This is a genomic window from Oleiagrimonas soli (genome assembly GCF_000761445.1).
Classification (GTDB): Bacteria; Pseudomonadota; Gammaproteobacteria; order Xanthomonadales; family Rhodanobacteraceae; genus Oleiagrimonas; species Oleiagrimonas soli.
This window is the reverse complement of record NZ_KN196470.1, coordinates 463552-481842: the sequence shown is the minus strand read 5'-3', so window position 1 is coordinate 481842 and position 18291 is coordinate 463552. Positions and strand designations below refer to the sequence as shown.

Genomic DNA, 18291 nt, shown 5'->3' with positions numbered 1-18291 from the left:
CACGCCGCCCGCGCCGTCGCCTCGGGCGCGGCGTGCAGCGACAGGCCCGGCAGCAGGTGCGGTTCGCCACCGCGCGCGCGCACCTGCCGCGCCAGGCTGCGCGCGGTGCCGGCCGGTCGGGTGATGACGATGTCGACGCCTGCCAGCGTCTGTGCGGTCGGATGCATGTCGCCGATGCTACCTGCATCGCGCGCCCGCACGAAGCCGACCGCTTGCCCGCGACCGGCGCGCTGGGCACACTGGCCCGCCTGATGAATACGCCGACCGTTTCCGACCGCGCCCGCACGCTGGAGCGCTTCATCCTCGACAGCATCCCGCCCGCCCGCGCCATGCAGCTGCGCGTGCTGGAGCACGAGGCCGACCGCCTGCTGATGGGCGCGCCGCTGGCCGCCAACATCAACGACAAGGGCTGTGCCTTCGGCGGCAGTCTGACCAGCCTGATGACGCTGGCCGGCTGGTCGCTGGTCGAACTGCTGCTGCGCGAGCACGGCCACGACTGCGACGTGTTCGTCGCCGATTCGCAGGTGCGCTATCTGAAACCCGTCTGGGAAGATCTGCGCGCCGAGGCGCGCTTCGCCGCGGATGCCGACGCCGGGGCCTTCCTCGCCACGCTCGCCGCACGCGGCAAGGCGCGCACCGAAGTCCGCTGCCGCATCCTCACCGCCGAGGGCGAGGCCGCGACGCTGCAGGCGCGTTTCGTCGCCCGTACGCGCAGCGACACCGCGCATGCGGCACAATGAGGCTTCACCCGGGGAGACGCGCGCGATGAACAAGCGTTGGACGACGACCACGATCCTGATCCTGTTGCTGGCAACGCTGACCCTCGCCGGCTGCGCCACCGACCGCCGCAACAACGCCCTGCAAGACACCCTGACCGCCTACGCCGCCGCCGTGCGCTGGGGCAGCTTCGACCAGGCCAGCGCGTTCGTCGACCCGAAGTACCTGAAAGATCATCCGATCACGCACCTGGACATGGAGCGCTACCATCAGGTGCGCGTCAGCGAGTACGACGACGGCAGCGGCCCGATCCGGGTCGACGACACCACCGTGCGCCAGGTCGTGCGCATCGGTCTCATCAACGTCAACACGCAGCAGCAGCGCACCGTCATCGACCGCCAGACCTGGACCTACGATCCGGTCAAGAAGCACTGGTGGCTGGAAAGCGGCCTGCCCGACATCACGCCCGGGCATTGAACCGGCTTTGCGCCCCGCCGCCGGCTCTCGGATAATGTCCGGCTCGACTCAACGCGCGCCTCGCGCCCACGGACTTCCCCATGAGTGATTTCCTGCACACGTTGCCCGAGTTCATCGGCAACCATCCCTGGCTCAGCCTGCTGTTCGTGATCCTGCTGGCGGCGATCATCGTCGGCGAGATCATGCGCATGATGCGCAAGTACAAGGAACTGAACCCCGCCCAGGTCACCCTGCTGGTCAATCGCGAGGACGCCCTGGTCGTGGACATCTCGCCCTACGCCGACTTCGAGAAGGGCCACGTGCCCGGCGCGCGCCATGTGGCGATGAGCCAGTTCGATCCGGAGAACAAGGACCTGGCCAAGGCCAAGGACCTGCCGATCGTACTGGTGTGCAAGTCCGGACAGACTGCCGGCCAGGCCGCGCAGCGTCTGGTCAAGGCCGGTTTCACCCGCGTGCACACCCTGCGCGGCGGCATGTATTCCTGGCGTCAGGCCAACATGCCGATGGCGACCGGCAAGCGCTGAGCTTCACGCCGCACCGCGCGCGCCGTCAGCGGTCGACGGCGCAGCGCCCGGACTGGTACAGCCCGCCCTGGGTGAAGTACAGCGTGCAGGTCCACGGCTGCGAACCCTTGCCGCGATCCGCGATGGCCTGATCGGCCGAGTTCTGCGCCTGCGCGCCGGCCTGATCGGCGGTGCTGCGGGCGGCGGCGTTGGCGATGTCCTGCGCCGTGCTGTGCGAGGACATCGAGCCGAACAGGCGGCTCAAACCATGTCGAATCGAGCTGGACACGGCGCTGCGCTCCGCCGTGCGCCCCAGCGTACTCGCCGTGCCGTGTTCGCGAGATGCCGGCGTGACGCCGCGCCAGCGCACGATCTGTCGTTGCGCGCCCTGGGCATGATCGGTGCCCATGCTGGACGGCTGGCCGAGCAGGGCGATCGCCTGCTGCATGCTGGTCGAACCCTCGCGGAACGCCTGCAGGCTCGGCACCGCGCGCACCGGCAGGGACGCATGCCCCGCCACGGCCAGCGCCGGAACAAACCACACTAGGGTCATCAGGCTCCCGCGGAGCTTGGGTGAACGCACATGCATGATCGATTGGCCTCCTTGTCGTGATCCGATGATGTCGCCTCGGCGCCCGGCGCTTCCGGGCGCGGCTCCCCAGATGTAATGCAGATGCGCGGCAGGGTCCGCGCGCTGCATCACAACGGGCGGACGCGGAGGACCTTCGCTGGCAGCGTCACATCCCGTGGATGCCGGCGCGCGCGTCCAGAATGCGCGCCAGCACCTCGGGCGCGTAGTCGAACGAGTCGTAGTACAGCCGCCCTTCGGGCAGACCCGCTTCGACGAAGGCGCGGCGGCCGGCGTCGATCAGCGCCGGCGGCCCGCACATGTAGACATCGTAGGCGGACAGCTCGGGGTGATCCTCGAGCACCGCCTCGTGCACCAGCCCGGCGCGAACGCGCGCCTTCGCGGCCTCGTCCGGATCGGACACCACCGGATGGAAATCCAGCGTCGGCACCTGCTCGGCCCAGCGCGTCGGCAAGTCGCGCAGGTACAGATCCGCACCGCTGCGCGCGCCCCAGTACAGATGCATCGGCCGGCGCGTGCCCAGGTGCAGGAAGTGTTCGACCATCGCCTTGACCGGCGCGAAGCCGGTGCCGCCGGCCATCAGGATCATCGGCCGCTCCGAGTGCTCGCGCGGCACGAAGGTGCCGAACGGCCCCTCCACGCGCAGCGTATCGCCCACGGCCAGCGCGTCGAACACCCACGAGGTGAAGCCGCCGCCGGCCACGTGGCGCACGTGCACTTCCAGCTCGTCGCCCTCGTGCGGCGCGCGCGCCAGCGAGAACGCGCGGCGCTTGCCGTCCTCCAGCAGCACCTCGACGTACTGGCCCGGCAGCCAGCGCAGGCGCTCGCCTTCCTTCGGCTGCAGGCGCAGGCGCACCACGTCGGGCGCAAGGCGGTCCTTGGCGCTGACGCGCACGTCCAGCTCGCGACGCGGCAGATCCTTGACCGAAGCGACCTCGCGCACTTCCAGCACCAGATCCGACAGTGGCACCGCCTGGCACAGCAGGGCGGCATGCCGCGCCTGCTCGGCGGCGTTCAGCGCCGAGGGCGGGTTGCGCGGGTAATGGCAGCTTCCTTCCAGCACGATGGCCTTGCAACTGCCGCACAGACCGGCGCGACAGGAATACGGCAGCGCCAGGCCGGCGCGCTGGGCGGCCTCGAGCACGGTTTCGCCGTCATCGACGGGAAACTGGCGGCCGCTGGCTTTCAAAGTGACGTTGAACGGCACGGTACATCCACATGCGGTGAAGCCACATTGTCGCCAATACGGCCCACGCGCGACAATGCATGTCTTATTCGCACCGGAACGACGCATGGCCCTGTGGAAGCACGCCCCCGACCTGGACCGGCTCAACGGCTGGAGCGACAACACCCTGATGCAGGTGCTCGGCATCCGCTTCACCGAGGTCGGCGACGACTTCCTGCGCGGCACCATGCCCGTCGACGCCCGCACTCATCAGCCCTACGGCATCCTGCACGGCGGCGCCTCGGTGGCGCTGGCCGAGACCCTGGGCAGCAGCGCGGCAATGCTGTGCGTCGATCCGGAGACGGAGATCACCGTCGGCCTGGACATCAACGCCAACCACATCCGCGCCGTGCGCAGCGGCATCGTCACCGGTACCGCGCGCGCCCTGCACGTGGGCCGCACCACGCAGGTGTGGGAAATCCGCATCGAGGACGAAGCCGGGCATCTGGTGTGCATGTCGCGCCTGACCATGGCCGTGGTGCCCAAACGCGCGATCCGCGGCGCGTGAGCCGACCATGACCGTGAACGAAGCGCCCTACGCCGGCCTGTCGCCGGACCTCGTGCTCGATGCCGTCGACGCGACCGGCCTGCTCACCGACGGCCGCCTGCTGGCGCTCAACAGCTACGAGAACCGCGTCTACCAGATCGGCCTGGAGGACGGCCGCTTCCTGGTCGCCAAGTTCTACCGCCCGGGGCGCTGGAGCGACGAAGCGATCCAGGAAGAGCACGATTTCAGCGCCGAACTGGCCGCCGCCGAACTGCCGGTGGTCGCGCCGCTGGCCTTCGACGGAACCACGCTGCTGCGCCATGAGGGCTTCCGCTACGCGTTGTACCCGCGCCGCGGCGGCCGCGCGCCGTCGCTGGAATCGGCCGATCAGCTGCAATGGATGGGCCGCCTGCTGGCGCGCATGCACGGCATCGGCGCGCGCGCACCGTTCCACCATCGCCAGCGTTTCGACCGCGAACATCTGATCGGCCTGCCGTCCAAGGCGGCGCTGGCGTCAGGTCTTTTGCCCTCGCATCTCGAAGTGCCCTACCGCGAAGCCATCGCGCAGCTCGACGCCGGCGTCGCCGCGCGCTTCGAAGCCGTCGGCCCGGTGCGCACGCTGCGCCTGCACGGCGACTGCCATCCCGGCAACATCCTGTGGACCGACGCCGGCCCGCACTTCGTCGATCTCGACGACGCCCGCACCGGCCCGGCCATCCAGGACCTGTGGATGCTGGCCGACGACGAACGCGGCCTGCGCGAACTGCTGGAAGGCTACGCGCAGTTCGCCGACCTCGATCCGTCCGAGCCGCATCTGATCCCGGCCCTGCGCGCGATGCGCCAGGCGCACCACGCCGGCTGGATCGCGCAGCGCTGGCACGACCCGGCGTTCCCCGCCGCCTTCCCCTACGCCGCCGAGGCGCGCTGGTGGCAGGAGCACATCGACGACCTGCGCGAAGCCGCCGACGCGCTTTCGTGAACCGATCGCACCATGCGTGCAGCGCGCGTTCCAGGATCGACGAAGCCTCGGCTACCATGCGGACTTTGACCGCACGAGCCTGACCGCATGCATCGAACCCTCCTGCGCCTGATCGGCATCCTGCAAATCGCCGGCGGCCTGTTCGGCCTGGTCGCCGAAGTCGAGCGAATGTTTCCCTGGGGCGGCATGCTGGACATGATCGTCGCGCTGATCGGCGCGCTGCTGTTCGGCCTGATGCTGGTGGCCGGCGTGCTGCTGCTGGAACATCACGCCACCGGCACGCGGATGTCGCGCTGGCTGCAGCTGGCGCAGCTGCCGGTGATCGGCACGCCGTTCCTCAGCTACGCGCTGCACGCCGGCGCGCATCTGAACCTCGCCGTCATCATCCACCGCCCGCTGGGCCTGGCGCTGGACGGACACCTCGCCTCCTGGCGCTGGCTGCTGGCGCCGGCCGGTCCGCACGACTGGCACCTGGGCGTCAATCTGGTCGCGCTGGCCGCGTGGCTGATCCTGCGCTGGAAGCGCGCCTAGGGTGAACGCCGTTCGCACGGCCGGATCGAACGCCAAGCGACCGACGATCTCCATCCGCAAGCGTGACGGCATGGCATCGATGAACATGTCCGTCGATCCGACGCAACCGCGTACTCGACACGCGAAGACGCGCCGTCTCGATGGCTGCGCGACTACAATAACCGGATGAATCACACCGACACGCCCACCATCACCCTCACCACCGAGCGCCTGCCCGGCCATCCGTGGATCTGGTCCGCGCAGGTGCGCAAGCCCGAACGGCATCTGCCGCCGGGCAGCGTGGTGCGCATCGTCGATGCCGCCGGCCGCTTCGTCGGCCACGGTTTCTGGAACGGCCATGCGCGCGTGGCGCTGCGCGTGCTCAGCACCGACGAGGCCGCGCGCATCGACGCCGACTTCATCGCCGCGCGCATCGCCCGCGCGGTGGCGCTGCGCCGCGAGGTGCTGAAGCTCGACGACGCCGGCAACGCCTGGCGCGTGGTCAACAGCGAAGGCGACGGCCTGTCCGGCCTGGTCGTCGACCGCTACGCCGACACCCTGGTGATCGAATACTTCGCGGCCGGCATGTGGCGTCTGCGCGAGGCCATCGAGGCCGCGCTGCGCGAACACTTCCCCGGCGCGACGCTGTACGCCTTCGCCGAACAGCACGTGCAGAAGCAGGAATCGTTCGACTGCCACAGCGGCGAGGCGCCCGCGCCCGTGCGCGTGACCGAACACGGCCTGACTTTCCACGCCGCGCCCGGCGCCGGCCACAAGACCGGCTTCTTCGCCGATCAGCGCGACAACCGCCGCCGCTTCGCCGAACTGGCGCGCGGCCGCCGCGTGCTGGACCTGTGCTGCAACAGCGGCGGCTTCGCGATCCACGCGATGGCTGCCGGCGCGCGCGAGGCCATCGCCGTGGACGCGGATGCCGGCATCCTCGACATCGCCCGCGCCAACGCCGAGGCCAACGGCGTCGACGTACGCTTCGAGGCCGCCGACCTGTTCGACTGGCTGCGCGCCGCAATCGACCGCGGCGAGCGCTTCGACGCCATCGTGCTGGACCCGCCCAAACTGACCCGCGACCGCCGCCGTGTGACCCAGGCGCTGAAGAAATACTTCGCCATGAACCGCACCGCGGTCGATGCGCTGACGCCGGACGGCCTGCTGCTGACCTGCTCGTGTACCGGCCTGGTCGGCGCCGACGACTTCCTCGACACGCTGCGCCGCGTCGGCCTCTCGGCCGCGCGCGACGTACAGGTGCTCGATCTGCGCGGCGCAGGCGCGGACCACCCGGTCGCCGCCAACGTGCCCGAAGGCCGCTACCTGAAGGCCGCGTTCTGCCGGGTGAGCTGAAACGCAGCGGCATGTCGTCATTCCGACGCATGCGGTGACCCAGTGCCTGGTGCAGGTACCTCGCTCGTCTTGTCGGCGGCATACCGTGCCCGCCTGCCGGCCTCCGCGCGAAGTCATGCAGCATCCGGGGTAAGCTCGAAGAACGCGCGCCGCCGTCGCGGCGCATGGGGAAGCTCGCGGTGAATATCCGCATCGTCGTCCACATCGTGCTGTCCACGGCTGCCGGACTCGGTGCGGCCGCCCTGCGGTTGCACGGCCCCTTGCTGGTGCGCAACCTGTCCGCGCCGGATCGCGGCCTGCGGTTCGCCGGTGCTGCGCACGCGCGGCTGATCGCTGACTTGCTCGGGTTTTCCGCCTTCGCTCGTGTCGTCGCGCGCGCCTGGCATCGCGGCAGCGTGCCGCTGCCGCCGCGTGGCACGATCCGTCCGGACATGGCCTACCGCGTCCGCCTGATGGTGCGCTTCCGGTGCCTGCGGCTGCCGATGCCGTCCGGTCTGTTCGACGCCCTGCTGTGCGCGCAACGCGTGTCGACGGGCGACCGTCTCGGCCGCACCTCGCACGCCGCCTGTGCGCCGCACGCGCGCTGCGCTATCGTGCGTCTCCACTCCGTCCGGATCGCCGCATGAACGCGCCTACCCCGCATCGACGCCGCGCCGCGTTCGCCTTCATCTTCGTCACCGTGCTGATCGACATCCTGTCGTTCGGCATCATCATTCCGGTGCTGCCGCACTTGCTGGAAGAAATGACCGGCAGCATCGCGCACGCCGCGGTCTGGGCCGGCGTGTTCAGCACCATGTTCGCGGCGATCCAGTTCTTCTCCACGCCGGTGCAGGGCGCGCTGTCGGACCGCTTCGGCCGGCGGCCGGTGATCCTGCTGTCCAATCTCGGTCTGGGCATCGACTTCGCCCTGATGGCGCTGGCGCCGACGCTGTGGCTGCTGTTCGTCGGCCGCGCGATGTCCGGCCTGACCGCCGCCAGTTTCAGCACCGCCAACGCCTACATCGCCGACGTCACGCCGAAGGAAAAGCGCGCGGGCGCGTTCGGCATGCTCGGCGCGGCCTTCGGCATCGGCTTCGTGATCGGTCCAGCGCTGGGCGGCATGCTCGGCGGCATCGACATCCGTCTGCCGTTCTGGGTCGCCGCCGGTCTGGCCGTGGTCAACTTCTGCTACGGCTTTTTCGTGCTGCCCGAATCGCTGCCGCCGGAAAAGCGCACCCCGCGCTTCGACTTCAAGACCGCGCATCCGATCGGCACGCTGAAGTTCCTCGGCCGCCACCCGCTGGTGCTCGGGCTGGCGCTGCTGGTGTTCCTCAGCCAGCTCGCCCACTACGTGCTGCAGAGCACCTTCGTGCTGTACACCGACTTCCGCTACCACTGGGGACCGACCCAGGTCGGCTACGTACTAGCGCTGGTCGGCATCTGCTCGGCCATCGTGCAGGCCTGGCTGACCGGCAAGCTGGCGCCGCGCCTGGGCGAACGCCGCCTGCTGCTGTACGGCCTGTGCTTCGGCACGCTGTCGATGCTGATGATGGGAATGGCGGCCTCGCCGTGGCTGCTGGTCGCGTCGATTCCGGTGATGGCGCTGTGGGGTCTGGCCGAGCCGGCCACGCAGTCGCTGCTGACGCAGCAGATCGCGCCGGACGAACAGGGCCGGCTGCAGGGCGCGCTGAGCAGCCTGATGGCGTTCGCCGGCATCTTCGGCCCGACGCTGTTCACGCAGATCTTCGCCTGGTCCATCCGCACGCCACAGTACAAGCTGCCGGGCGCGGCGTTTCTGGTCGCCGCGGTGATCCTCGCCGGCTGCCTGCTGTGGGCGTGGCGCCTGACCCGCCGCATCGCCGTTTCACCGGCGCAAACCGTCGGCGAAAGCGCGGACTGATCCGCAGAACGCGCCCGCAATTCGCCTCAAGCGCGCCGTTTCCGCGCCCGTTCAGGCTTGCATCGTAAGCATCGTGACCGGGCGGACCGGAGTGTCCCCACCGCGCAGGATGCGCACCGGTCCGCTCCGTTCCCCACGACGAGGTATCGGTATGCAGAAGATTCGCATCGAGTGCATCATGGTCGGCGGTCCGGAGCACGGTCGCACACTGATCGTGCGACAGGATGCGGCGCGTCCGCAGCGCCCGGCCATCGTGGCCATGGACGGCGAACTGTGCCGTTGCGCGGCGCTGCGGCGTACGCGCACCGGCGTCACCCGCTGTCTGCTGGTGCATCCACATGCCAGCGGTCGGCAGATGCGCGATATGCTGGCGGCCTACCGCGCCGCGCCGGCCGTGCCGCACACGCGGAACCAAGCCCGCGGCCGTCAGTCCAACGCATCACCCACCCTCCACATGGGAATGTCCTCGTGAGCACTTCCAATCCGGCCAAATGGATCTCCATCGGTCTGCTGGTCGTCGTCGTGGCCGCCGGCGGCGGCTACTACGTGCTGACGCATCGCGCCAGCAAACCGGCGGCGGAAAGCCTGCCTGCATCCGCCGCGTCGACCGCGCCGGCGGCCGCTTCCACCGCGCCAGAACATCCGATCAGCCAGGTCACCGTCGCGCCCTCGCACGCCAGCAGCGCGCCGCTGCCGTCGCTCGACGACAGCGACGGCGTGGTGCACGACGCCATGACCCGCTTCGGCGGCGACAAGGCCGGCGAGCTGCTGACCGGCAAGGCGCTGATTCCGCACATCGTCGCCACCGTCAACGCCTTGTCCGGCAAACGCCTGCCCGCCAGCGTGCTGCCGGTGCACTCGCCGCGAGGCACCTTCACCGTGGCTCAGGCCGACGGCGACAGCGCCGTCATGGCGCCCGCCAACGAAGCCCGCTATGCACCGTACGTCGACGTGCTGGAAAAGGCCGACACCGACCAGCTGGTCGCCTGGTACGTGCACAACTACCCGCTGTTCGAGCAAGCCTGGCGTCAGCTCGGCTACCCGCAGAAGCACTTCAACGACCGCCTGGTGCAGGTGCTCGACCTGCTGCTGGCCACGCCCGAACCGGCGCAGCCGCCGTACCTGGAAGGCGCGGCCGGCGTGTACCGCTTCCAGAACCCGCAGCTGGAAAACCTCGCCGTGGGCCAGAAGATGCTGTTGCGCCTCGGTCCCGGGCGCGAGGCCAAGGTGAAGGCCAAGCTGCGCGCCATCCGCGCCGCCGTCGCCGGCCAGAAGATGCCGCAGCCCGCGACTGCCGCCAGCGCCGGCTGATCCCGCGCACATGATCGCCGCGCGCCCCGCCCGTCGGGGCGCGCTCGTGGGACAATAGTTCCCATCATGCTCGACGATGCCACCAAGGACGCCATCCGCGCCGCCTACGCGAAACTGAAGACGGGTCTTCCCGGCTTCCGCACGCGGCGTTCGCAGGGTCACATGGTGGCCGAAGTCGCCAAGGCACTGGCCGAACCCGGCGGCGCGGCAGCCATCGAAGCGCCGACCGGCACCGGCAAGTCGATGGCTTACCTCATCGCCGGCCACGCCGTCGCCCGCGCGCAGAAGCGCAAGCTGCTGATCGCCAGCGCCACCGTCGCGCTGCAGGAACAGCTGGTGCGGCGCGACATCCCGCAATACCTCGAAGTCTGCGAAACCGAGGCGCGCGTGGCCTTGGCCAAGGGCCGCCAGCGCTACGTCTGCCCGCGCGACCTGCGCATGGCCACCAGCGCCTCCGCCGACGATGCGCAGGGTTCGCTGGGCCTCGGCGACGACCTCGCGGTGTGGTCGCGCCCGCCCAAGGCCGAGGAAACCCGCGCGCTGGACACCCTCGGCGCCAGCTTCCAGGACGGCTCCTGGGACGGCGACATGGACGCCGCGCCGGTGGAGATTCCGGACATGGTGCGGCGCATGGTCACCACCAGCGCCGGCGGCTGCACCGGCCGCCGCTGCGCGCACTTCCACCACTGCCCGTTCTTCGCCGCGCGCCGCGACGTGGCCGACGCCGACATCATCGTCGCCAATCAGGATCTGGTGCTGTCGGACCTGACCATGCCGCGCGAGGACGACGCCTGGGGCGGCGTGATCCTGCCGCGTCCGGACGAAACGCTGTACGTGTTCGACGAAGCGCATCACATGCCATCCAAAGCCGTCGAGCGCGGCGCGGCGTTCACCCATCTGACGCAGACAGCCCACCAGCTGGTGCGTCTGGACCGCCACGTGCGCGGCGCGTATTCGCATACCGAGAAGGAACGCCTCGGCGGCATGCACTACGAGCGCGGCAGCGAACTGCTGGCCACGCTCGGCGACGCGCTGACGGCGATGGAGCGCGAAGTGAAGCTGCACTGGACGCCCGCCGCGCACGAGACCGAACCGCAGTGGCGCGCCTCGCTGGGCGAGCTGCCCGCCGCGTGGGTTTCGCAGGCGCAATTGCTGATGCTGCAGACCGCCGAGATCCAGCGCTGGGTGCGCGCCGTGCGCGGCGCGGTGACCGAGATGGAACATGCCGGTCCCGCCGGCGAACTGCTGGCGCGCGAACTGGGCATCGCCCTGGAACGACTCGGCCGTCAGCTGTCGACATGGACCGCGTGGTCCAACGACGATCCCGCCGATCAGCCGCCGCTGGCGCGCTGGGTCACGCTCGATCACGAGCAGCAGGTCGTCTGCCACGCCTCGGCCGTATCCGCCGCGCACCTGCTGCGCGAAGTGCTGTGGGAAAACGCCGCCGCCGCGGTGATGACCTCGGCCACGCTCAGCGCCGGCGGCCACTTCCGCGGCTTCGCCGACGCGGTCGGCCTGCCCGACGACGCGCTGACCCTGAGCCTGCCCTCGCCGTTCGACCTGGAACGCCAGGCGCGGCTGGAAGTCCCGCTGCTCGACATCCTTCCGGACAACCGCGAAGCGCACGCCGAGGCCGTCGCCGCCTGGCTGGAGACCGGCCTCGACTGGGACGCCGGCAACCTGGTGCTGTTCACCTCACGCATGAAGATGCAGCGCGTGCTGCAGCTGCTGCCCATCGACAAGGTGCGCAAGGTGCGCGCGCAGGGCACCAAGGCCAAGTCGCAGCTGGTCGCCGACCACGCCGAGGCCATCGAAGCTGGCCAGGGCAGCACGCTGTTCGGCCTGGCCTCGTTCGGCGAAGGTCTGGACCTGCCCGGCAAACTCTGCGAAACGGTGGTGGTCACGCAGCTGCCGTTCGCCGTGCCCACCGACCCGGTCGGCGCGACCTACGCCGAGTGGCTGGAAGCACAGGGCCGCAACCCGTTCCTGGAAGTCAGCGTGCCCGACGCCACGCGCCTGCTGACGCAGTATTGCGGCCGCCTGATCCGCACCGAGACCGACCACGGCCGCATCGTGCTGCTGGACCGCCGCGTGATCGTGCGCCGCTACGGCCAGCGCATGCTCGCCGCGCTGCCGCCGTTCGCGCGCGTCATCGAACACACGCGGCCCCAGACGACCGCCTGAAGTCACACCACACCGCGCACACCCGGTCGCACCGCCCGACAACACTGCCATCCCGGCAGGATTCTCATCTCGGCAAGACCGTCATCTCCGCAGAGTCGTCATCTCCGCAGCAACGTCATGCCGGCGCACGCCGGGACCCAGCGCCTGCAACCACCTTCATAAAAGACACTGAGCGACTCGCTGCGCTCGCTCACCTCGGGGCCGTCCTTCGGACGTTCTGCGCGCATCGCGCTTGTCCGGCATCCGCCTGAACGACGACCGTGGAAAACCATGCATCTCGAATCGCGACGTCATCCCGAACACACACGACAGCCGTCGACCACCAGGCGCACGCACGACCTTCCGCAGCCGCACAGCAACATCGTCATCCCGGCGCGCGCCGAGACCTGGCGCCTGCACGCGTCTTCATAAAAGGCACTGGGTTCCGGCGTTCGCCGGAATGACGACTGCGCAGAACCATGCGCCACACACCGCGACGTCATACAGGCGACGCCCCTCACTGCCCATCTGCGCATATCCCCCTATACTCGGCCCTATCGACGCCACCGGATGCCTGCGATGACCCTGCTGATCCTCGGACTGATCCTGTTCCTCGGCATGCATTGCGTGCGCGTCTTCGCCGACGACTGGCGCACGCGCATGATCGAACGGCTCGGCCCGATGCCGTGGAAGGCGATCTATGCGCTGATCTCGCTGCTCGGCTTCGTACTCGTGATCTGGGGCTTCGGCCAGGCGCGCCTGCATCCGACGCTGCTGTACGCGCCGCCGGCCATGCTGCGCCACCTCAACAGCCTGTTCACGCTGATCGCCTTCGTCTTCTTCGCCGCCGCCTATGTGCCGCGCAACCACTTCAAGGCGAAGCTCGGTCATCCGATGATTCTGGGCGTGAAGATCTGGGCCTTCGGCCACCTGCTCGCGATCGGCTTCCTGCGCGACGCGGTGCTGTTCGGCGCGTTCCTGGCATGGGCCATCATCGCCTACGCCGCCGCCCGCCGCCGCGACCGCAAGGCCGGCACGACCTACCCGGCCGGCACCGTGAAAGGCGACATCATCGCCGTGATCACGGGCGTGATCGTCTGGGCGGCATTCGCGTTCTGGCTGCACATGCCGCTGATCGGCGTGAATCCGATGGGGTGATGTTTCCGGATGCTCACCGAGCAGCCAAGAACGTTCGAACCAACGATGCCACCTGCTCCGGCTTGTCGTACAGCACGCCGTGGCCTGCACCCGGGATCGCCTCCACGCGCACGCGTGCATTCAACCGCTGCAGTTCGTCGGCCATCGCGGTCGTCACGATGCCGGACTCCGCGGTGATCAGCAGGACCGGAATGCCGATGGTGTGGATCAGTTGACGGTAGTCGGGTTTGGGCGGCCGGAGTACTTCGAACGCTTCGGTGTGCGTCCGCAAACGCGCATCCGCCAGATACTCGATGATTTCCTGCGAACGGTGCGGATGGCGTTCGCGAAGTTCGTCCACGAGTTCGCGCCTGTCCCGGCCAAGTTGCCGACGGTGCTGTTCGGCGACGTCGCTTTCGAACACTTCGACCTGGCGCTGCGCGCTCAGGAAGGTCGGGTCCACCAGGACCACGCCGCGCAGCATGGCGCAGGTCCGGCTCGCTGCAAGTGCAGTCGTCATGCCGCCCATGGAATGCCCGATCAGGACCGGCGATGTCAGCCCCAGCGACTGGATCAGTCCGATAACATCGCCGGCATGATTCTCGTACCCGTATCCGCGATCCGGCGCACTCGAACCGCCGTGACCGCGGGCATCGGGCATCACCACGTCGTACTCGCTTTCCAGCGTTCGCGCCACGGGCGTCCAACATGCCCCGCTGGCGATCAACCCATGCAGCAGAACCAGCGGGGGTTTGTCTCCACCGGTTCGCAGATAGCTGATATCGATGTTGTTCGCTGTGCAGACATCACGCACCCACTGCGGCATGAAGGATCACTCTGTTGAACTGGAAAGATCGATGCGCAGCGTTCCGATCCCGCACTGACTTGACAGCATGGGTCAGTGCTCGTTTCCGGAAGCAGCCGACGGAATGGCCTCGTGCCCGTAACTGAAGATACGCGTCGCGACCCACTTGTCCGGCAGGTGGTGCCACACGATCAGGAACTGCGCCTCGCCGAAGCACGTACCGCTCTTGATGTCGCAGAACTTGTGCCGGCCCTGCTCGATCGCGCCGTAGTCCTTGATGGGGAAAACTTCCAGACTGCCCGGAATCAGCACGCGACGAAAATGGCCGCACACGTTCTCATGGGTCTTGGCCATGTAGTCGTGGCGCGTCCAGGTCACGCCGCCCTCGTCGTGATAGAACTCCAGGTTCGGCGCCAGATAGCTCGCATGCTTCTTCAGCTGCGCGGGCGAGCTGCAGTGGTTGAAGGAATCGAACAAGCCGGTGTCGAGCTTCGACACCGTGGCGTATAGGGGCGATTGCTCGGACACCTGACCGTCGTGTTGCGCAGGCGCGGCGAGGACGATGCCCGACGCGAGGCATGCCAGCGTGAAACCCATCCGTGATGCGATCTTCTTCATGTCCACGTCCTTCGGCGCAAAGCATCATCCTACCGGCCGCATCCCACCGCACGTCAGTCACCAAAGTCATGCCCTCGCTGCACACCGGAATCGACCCGCGCGCATAAAAAAGCCGCCCGAAAACCGGGCGACTCAAGGCGCGTCCTGCGCCGGATGCGGATATCGGCATACGACGCCGAGCGCAAGCCGAAACGATGACAACGGCGTTTGGTACATTCATGCGGATGTCGAACGAACCTGTTCTCTCACCTGCCCACCGGGATACCCGATCATGAAAAGACTTGTCGTTATGTGCATCGCCGCATTGACGGTGCTGGGCGCACCCCTTTCCGCCCACGCCATGACCATGCGCCAATATCACCAACTGATGAAGCAACATCCGGACAGCGCCAAGCTGTACATCCTCGGGGTCGGGGAAGGTCTTGCACTGGCTAACGCGGCGCTGATATCCAAGAAGCGTCCGAACATCTTCTGCGTGCCGAACAAGCTTTCTCTGAACATAGACAACTACACGCGCATCCTGGACTCCGAATACGAGGAATTCCGCAAGGCCGCCTCCGAGGATGTCGCCGACTCGAGAACCGTCAGCATCGTCCTCTACATGGGACTGGTCGCGACCTTCCCCTGCAAGAAGTAACGCGCCCCCCCTGCCGTTCGCTCCGGCGACATGCAGCCGATTTGCCAGCCAGTGCATGCCCGTCCAAACGGCAGAACGAATCCATGACACGCACCCGCAACCCTCCGCACATTGTCCTCGCCACGTTCGGTACGCACGGCGACCTGCATCCGTTCATGGCGCTGGCGCTCGCGCTGCAGAAGCAAGGCGCACGCGTCACGCTGGCGGCGGCGAGCGAATACCGCGAGAAGGTCGAGGTCGAGGGTCTGACGTTCGCGCGGATGCGGCCGGACATGCAGGCGGTCGTCGACAGGCTCGGCATGGACGAACACGCGTTGACGCTGCGCATCGCCCGCCAACCGCAATTCCTGCTGACCCACATCGTGATGCCGGCGCTGCGCGACGCCTACGAGGACATCATGGCGATCAGCGCCGATGCCGACGCGCTGGTCACGCACTCGGTGGCCTACGGCGCCAAGCTCGCCGCCGAGAAGCGCGGGCTTCCGGACTTCAGCATCGCGTTGCAGCCCATGGTCTTCTGGTCGATCTACGACCCGCCGATCGTCGCCAATGCGCAACGCTTGTCGCGCTGGGTGTATCGCTGCGGCCCGAGGCTGACGCGTGCCTTCATCGACCTCGGCAAGCGCGTGGGTCGGCGTTGGGCGCGACCCATCGACGCCCTGCGGCGCGAACTCGACCTGCCGCCCGCCGACGCGCACCCGCTGTTCGAGGGCGCGTTTTCGGACGATGGCGTGCTGGCGCTCTACTCGCCGTTGTTCGGCGCACCGCAATCGGACCATCCGGCACGCACTGACATCGTCGGCTTCGCCTTTCACGACGGCGAACAGGGCGCGCCGGCCAACCTCGATCCAACCACGCAGGCCTTCCTCGACGCCGGCCCGCCGCCGCTCGTGTTCACCCAGGGCACGTCCGCCGTGCATGACGCGGAAGTCTTCGTGCGCGAAAGCCTGGCCGCGGTGCGCACGCTGGGCATGCGCGCGGTGTTCGTGCTCGACGACGAACGCGCCGCGCGCTGGGCGGCGGAGGCTTCGGAGCGCGTGCACATCACCGGCTACGCGCCCTACGCCCGACTGTTTCCGCAGGCCAGCGCCATCGTGCATCACGGCGGCATCGGCACCACCGCGCAGGCGCTGCGCAGCGGGCGGCCGCAGTTGGTGGTGCCGCATCTGGTCGATCAACCCGACAACGCGGCGCGCGTGGTGCGGCTAGGCGTGGGGCGCTCGCTGGCGCGGCATGCGTATCGTGCGGAGCGGGCTGCGACCACGCTTGGGGGGATGCTTCGGGATGACGCGGTTATTCGGCGTGCGATGGACGTCGGTGAAGTGGTGGCGCGAGAGGATGGGGCCGAGATGGGGGCGCGCCGAATTCTTGATTGGTTGGGTTGAAGCTGCTTTTCGAGCAGTTGAAAAGCGGTTCCGATCTGCTGGCTCCGGCCGGGTTCATTTTCTTGCTCGCTGTGCAGACCGGTCACATGCGTCACCCATGTAACCGGCCTGCACACTTGTCCCATAGAAGTCACCAAGACAAGGACACCCCAGCATCCGCGCCCTACGCGCCTACGGCGCTACGGGTTCGCTCCGGGCTCCGGGGGTTCGTCGACAGGTCATCCTGCCCTGACGACGAACTGGCGCACGTCCCTGTGCGCCACCCTGCGGGCCTGATCCTCCACCCTCCGCCGCTACCGAAGGGGATGAGGTCGCAAACCGGGCGTTTCGGATTACTGCAAAAACACCGGCTGGAACGAGAACACGTTCTTCGTGTCGGGATCGACCGTCATCTCCACCCAGCTGTTGTCGGCGTTGCCGAACACTTCCACGCGGGTGAAGTTCGGCTGGGTCTGACCGTCGTCCTTCACCATCGCCTTGTCGATGCGGAAGTAGTGAGAATCGCCATGCACCAGGACCACCTGACCGTCGAAGTGCTGGGTCTCGTCGATCATGGCGTGGAAGAAATCGGCGAAACCGTTGTAGGTCGGGTCCAGCGTCGGCAGGAAGGCGTCCTGGTAGTTGCCATCGGCCACGTCGATGCCGCCGTACATGTCCGCCTGGATGGCGATCACGACGCCGGCCAGGTGCCGTTGCCGCGCCACGGCGAACGAATCCGACAGCCACTGCAGGTTGGCTTCGTTGCGCGCGCGGTATTCGGCGGTCGCTGCCGCGCAATCGGCCGCGGTGCGCAGGGACTTCTTGGTGCACTCCGCATCCGTGGCAACGAAGTTGTTGTTGCTGCCAATCACGTTCAGTGAAATGAACATCACGCGATCGCGGATCCAGCGGCTGTTCTCGCTGTAGGCCTGACCCGGCGCGCCCTGACGGTCGAGCCGCATGGGATGCAGGCCCTGACTGACGTTCTTGCTGAAGAATGCCTTGCGCAGATAGGCGAGTCGTTCCAGCGGGTCGTAACTGCCGTTGTTGGTGCGATGGCAGTCGGTCCACTCGTTGTCGCCCAGGCTGTAGACCGTCGGCGCATGCACGCGGTTGAAGCGCGTGATCACGTCCTGGCCGATGGCCTGGTCGGTGCACAGACTGTGACCGTTCTTGGTGTCGCCGACGAAGATGGTGAAGTCCAGGTCATGATCGTTGAGCGAGTCGATGGTCTGGGTTTCCTGCGCGGCCTGCACAGCCGGATCGTCGGCGTAGAACTGATCGCCCCAAAGCGCGACATGCATCCGGCCGTGGTCATGGTCTCGCATGGGACCGTGTTCGTGCCCGTGGGCCTGAGCGAACAGCGGCAGAGTCAGCGCGGCTGCCAACATCACAACGTTCAGCTTGCTTCGAGAAAGCATCGTCATTCCCTTCCGTGTGGGTCATTGAGTGATGGAACCTGAGGTGCTCGGGGACCGTATCGACGGCGCGTGACAGGTCGATGAACTTCGCGCGCGACTCGGGCTGGGTGTGA

General features: G+C 68.1%; 20 protein-coding genes. 15 read left to right on the top strand and 5 right to left on the bottom strand.

The window, feature by feature from the left end; all coding sequences use genetic code 11:
* The first annotated feature begins 251 nt into the window (after nt 1-251).
* From LF63_RS02050 to LF63_RS02040, 3 genes are all read left to right on the top strand, one after another.
* Complete coding sequence (locus LF63_RS02050) at nt 252-740, top strand: YiiD C-terminal domain-containing protein (protein ID WP_043102930.1); 489 nt, start codon at nt 252-254, stop codon at nt 738-740.
* Between the two features lie 25 nt (nt 741-765).
* Nucleotides 766-1194, top strand: coding sequence for a hypothetical protein (locus LF63_RS02045; RefSeq protein WP_043099285.1), 429 nt, complete (start codon nt 766-768; stop codon nt 1192-1194).
* 80 nt (nt 1195-1274) lie between these two features.
* Nucleotides 1275-1718 (top strand): rhodanese-like domain-containing protein, encoded by a 444-nt coding sequence (locus LF63_RS02040; protein WP_043099283.1) that lies wholly within the window; start codon nt 1275-1277, stop codon nt 1716-1718.
* A 25-nt stretch (nt 1719-1743) separates the two neighbouring features.
* On the opposite strand, the gene LF63_RS02035 is transcribed toward LF63_RS02040, so the two are convergent.
* Together LF63_RS02035 and LF63_RS02030 are read right to left on the bottom strand one after the other, a co-directional pair.
* The gene (locus LF63_RS02035) at nt 1744-2286 is read right to left on the bottom strand and encodes a hypothetical protein (protein ID WP_152569221.1); all 543 of its coding nucleotides are present in this window, start codon (nt 2284-2286) and stop codon (nt 1744-1746) included.
* 148 nt (nt 2287-2434) lie between these two features.
* A complete protein-coding gene (locus LF63_RS02030) occupies nt 2435-3493 on the bottom strand; it encodes a CDP-6-deoxy-delta-3,4-glucoseen reductase (protein ID WP_043099278.1) in 1059 nt (352 codons plus the stop codon).
* A gap of 85 nt (nt 3494-3578) precedes the next feature.
* On the opposite strand from LF63_RS02030, the gene LF63_RS02025 reads away from it, so the two are divergent.
* From LF63_RS02025 to LF63_RS01980, 10 genes are all read left to right on the top strand, one after another.
* Complete coding sequence (locus LF63_RS02025; RefSeq protein WP_043099276.1) at nt 3579-4019, top strand: hotdog fold thioesterase; 441 nt, start codon at nt 3579-3581, stop codon at nt 4017-4019.
* A gap of 7 nt (nt 4020-4026) precedes the next feature.
* On the top strand, nt 4027-4977 hold the full coding sequence (locus tag LF63_RS02020) for a serine/threonine protein kinase (protein ID WP_043099274.1): 951 nt from the start codon (nt 4027-4029) through the stop codon (nt 4975-4977).
* 87 nt (nt 4978-5064) lie between these two features.
* A complete protein-coding gene (locus tag LF63_RS02015) occupies nt 5065-5508 on the top strand; it encodes a hypothetical protein (RefSeq protein WP_043099271.1) in 444 nt (147 codons plus the stop codon).
* 165 nt (nt 5509-5673) lie between these two features.
* Nucleotides 5674-6843, top strand: coding sequence for a class I SAM-dependent rRNA methyltransferase (locus LF63_RS02010; RefSeq protein WP_043099270.1), 1170 nt, complete (start codon nt 5674-5676; stop codon nt 6841-6843).
* Nucleotides 6844-7022: 179 nt separating this feature from the next.
* The gene (locus LF63_RS02005; protein WP_152569220.1) at nt 7023-7469 is read left to right on the top strand and encodes a hypothetical protein; all 447 of its coding nucleotides are present in this window, start codon (nt 7023-7025) and stop codon (nt 7467-7469) included.
* On the top strand, nt 7466-8722 hold the full coding sequence (locus tag LF63_RS02000; protein WP_043099266.1) for a TCR/Tet family MFS transporter: 1257 nt from the start codon (nt 7466-7468) through the stop codon (nt 8720-8722). Before LF63_RS02005 ends, LF63_RS02000 begins: the two co-directional genes overlap by 4 nt.
* A 151-nt stretch (nt 8723-8873) precedes the next feature.
* Nucleotides 8874-9194, top strand: a complete 321-nt coding sequence (locus LF63_RS01995) for a hypothetical protein (protein ID WP_052394575.1) — start codon at nt 8874-8876, stop codon at nt 9192-9194.
* Nucleotides 9191-10033, top strand: coding sequence for a DUF3014 domain-containing protein (locus tag LF63_RS01990; protein WP_043099263.1), 843 nt, complete (start codon nt 9191-9193; stop codon nt 10031-10033). Before LF63_RS01995 ends, LF63_RS01990 begins: the two co-directional genes overlap by 4 nt.
* A 66-nt stretch (nt 10034-10099) precedes the next feature.
* Nucleotides 10100-12217 (top strand): ATP-dependent DNA helicase DinG, encoded by a 2118-nt coding sequence (gene dinG / locus LF63_RS01985; protein WP_043099261.1) that lies wholly within the window; start codon nt 10100-10102, stop codon nt 12215-12217.
* Between the two features lie 558 nt (nt 12218-12775).
* Nucleotides 12776-13354, top strand: a complete 579-nt coding sequence (locus LF63_RS01980) for an NnrU family protein (RefSeq protein WP_043099259.1) — start codon at nt 12776-12778, stop codon at nt 13352-13354.
* A 13-nt stretch (nt 13355-13367) separates the two neighbouring features.
* Here LF63_RS01980 and LF63_RS01975 read toward each other — a convergent pair whose 3' ends face one another.
* Both LF63_RS01975 and LF63_RS01970 read right to left on the bottom strand, forming a co-directional pair.
* Nucleotides 13368-14159, bottom strand: a complete 792-nt coding sequence (locus tag LF63_RS01975) for an alpha/beta fold hydrolase (RefSeq protein ID WP_043099257.1) — start codon at nt 14157-14159, stop codon at nt 13368-13370.
* Between the two features lie 72 nt (nt 14160-14231).
* Nucleotides 14232-14756: a DUF4440 domain-containing protein gene (locus LF63_RS01970; protein ID WP_152569219.1), complete on the bottom strand. Its 525-nt coding sequence runs from the start codon at nt 14754-14756 to the stop codon at nt 14232-14234.
* A gap of 271 nt (nt 14757-15027) precedes the next feature.
* On the opposite strand from LF63_RS01970, the gene LF63_RS01965 reads away from it, so the two are divergent.
* On the top strand, nt 15028-15393 hold the full coding sequence (locus LF63_RS01965; RefSeq protein WP_152569218.1) for a hypothetical protein: 366 nt from the start codon (nt 15028-15030) through the stop codon (nt 15391-15393).
* An 83-nt stretch (nt 15394-15476) separates the two neighbouring features.
* Nucleotides 15477-16778 (top strand): glycosyltransferase, encoded by a 1302-nt coding sequence (locus LF63_RS01960; RefSeq protein ID WP_043099253.1) that lies wholly within the window; start codon nt 15477-15479, stop codon nt 16776-16778.
* A gap of 332 nt (nt 16779-17110) precedes the next feature.
* On the opposite strand, the gene LF63_RS01955 is transcribed toward LF63_RS01960, so the two are convergent.
* Nucleotides 17111-18085 carry a hypothetical protein gene (locus LF63_RS01955; RefSeq protein WP_152569217.1) on the bottom strand — a complete coding sequence of 325 codons (975 nt, stop codon included), beginning with the start codon at nt 18083-18085 and terminating at the stop codon, nt 17111-17113.
* Nucleotides 18086-18291 lie beyond the last annotated feature (206 nt).

Excerpts from the sequence above, each read along its gene's own strand:
- LF63_RS02050 (WP_043102930.1), top strand. The coding sequence starts at position 252 with ATGAATACGCCGACCGTTTCCGACCGCGCCCGCACGCTGGAGCGCTTC.
- LF63_RS02045 (WP_043099285.1), top strand. The coding sequence starts at position 766 with ATGAACAAGCGTTGGACGACGACCACGATCCTGATCCTGTTGCTGGCA.
- LF63_RS02040 (WP_043099283.1), top strand. The coding sequence starts at position 1,275 with ATGAGTGATTTCCTGCACACGTTGCCCGAGTTCATCGGCAACCATCCC.
- LF63_RS02035 (WP_152569221.1), bottom strand. The coding sequence starts at position 2,286 with ATGCATGTGCGTTCACCCAAGCTCCGCGGGAGCCTGATGACCCTAGTG.
- LF63_RS02025 (WP_043099276.1), top strand. The coding sequence starts at position 3,579 with ATGGCCCTGTGGAAGCACGCCCCCGACCTGGACCGGCTCAACGGCTGG.
- LF63_RS02020 (WP_043099274.1), top strand. The coding sequence starts at position 4,027 with ATGACCGTGAACGAAGCGCCCTACGCCGGCCTGTCGCCGGACCTCGTG.
- LF63_RS02015 (WP_043099271.1), top strand. The coding sequence starts at position 5,065 with ATGCATCGAACCCTCCTGCGCCTGATCGGCATCCTGCAAATCGCCGGC.
- LF63_RS02010 (WP_043099270.1), top strand. The coding sequence starts at position 5,674 with ATGAATCACACCGACACGCCCACCATCACCCTCACCACCGAGCGCCTG.
- LF63_RS02000 (WP_043099266.1), top strand. The coding sequence starts at position 7,466 with ATGAACGCGCCTACCCCGCATCGACGCCGCGCCGCGTTCGCCTTCATC.
- LF63_RS01995 (WP_052394575.1), top strand. The coding sequence starts at position 8,874 with ATGCAGAAGATTCGCATCGAGTGCATCATGGTCGGCGGTCCGGAGCAC.
- dinG (WP_043099261.1), top strand. The coding sequence starts at position 10,100 with ATGCTCGACGATGCCACCAAGGACGCCATCCGCGCCGCCTACGCGAAA.
- LF63_RS01980 (WP_043099259.1), top strand. The coding sequence starts at position 12,776 with ATGACCCTGCTGATCCTCGGACTGATCCTGTTCCTCGGCATGCATTGC.
- LF63_RS01975 (WP_043099257.1), bottom strand. The coding sequence starts at position 14,159 with ATGCCGCAGTGGGTGCGTGATGTCTGCACAGCGAACAACATCGATATC.
- LF63_RS01970 (WP_152569219.1), bottom strand. The coding sequence starts at position 14,756 with ATGAAGAAGATCGCATCACGGATGGGTTTCACGCTGGCATGCCTCGCG.
- LF63_RS01965 (WP_152569218.1), top strand. The coding sequence starts at position 15,028 with ATGAAAAGACTTGTCGTTATGTGCATCGCCGCATTGACGGTGCTGGGC.
- LF63_RS01960 (WP_043099253.1), top strand. The coding sequence starts at position 15,477 with ATGACACGCACCCGCAACCCTCCGCACATTGTCCTCGCCACGTTCGGT.
- LF63_RS01955 (WP_152569217.1), bottom strand. The coding sequence starts at position 18,085 with ATGCGAGACCATGACCACGGCCGGATGCATGTCGCGCTTTGGGGCGAT.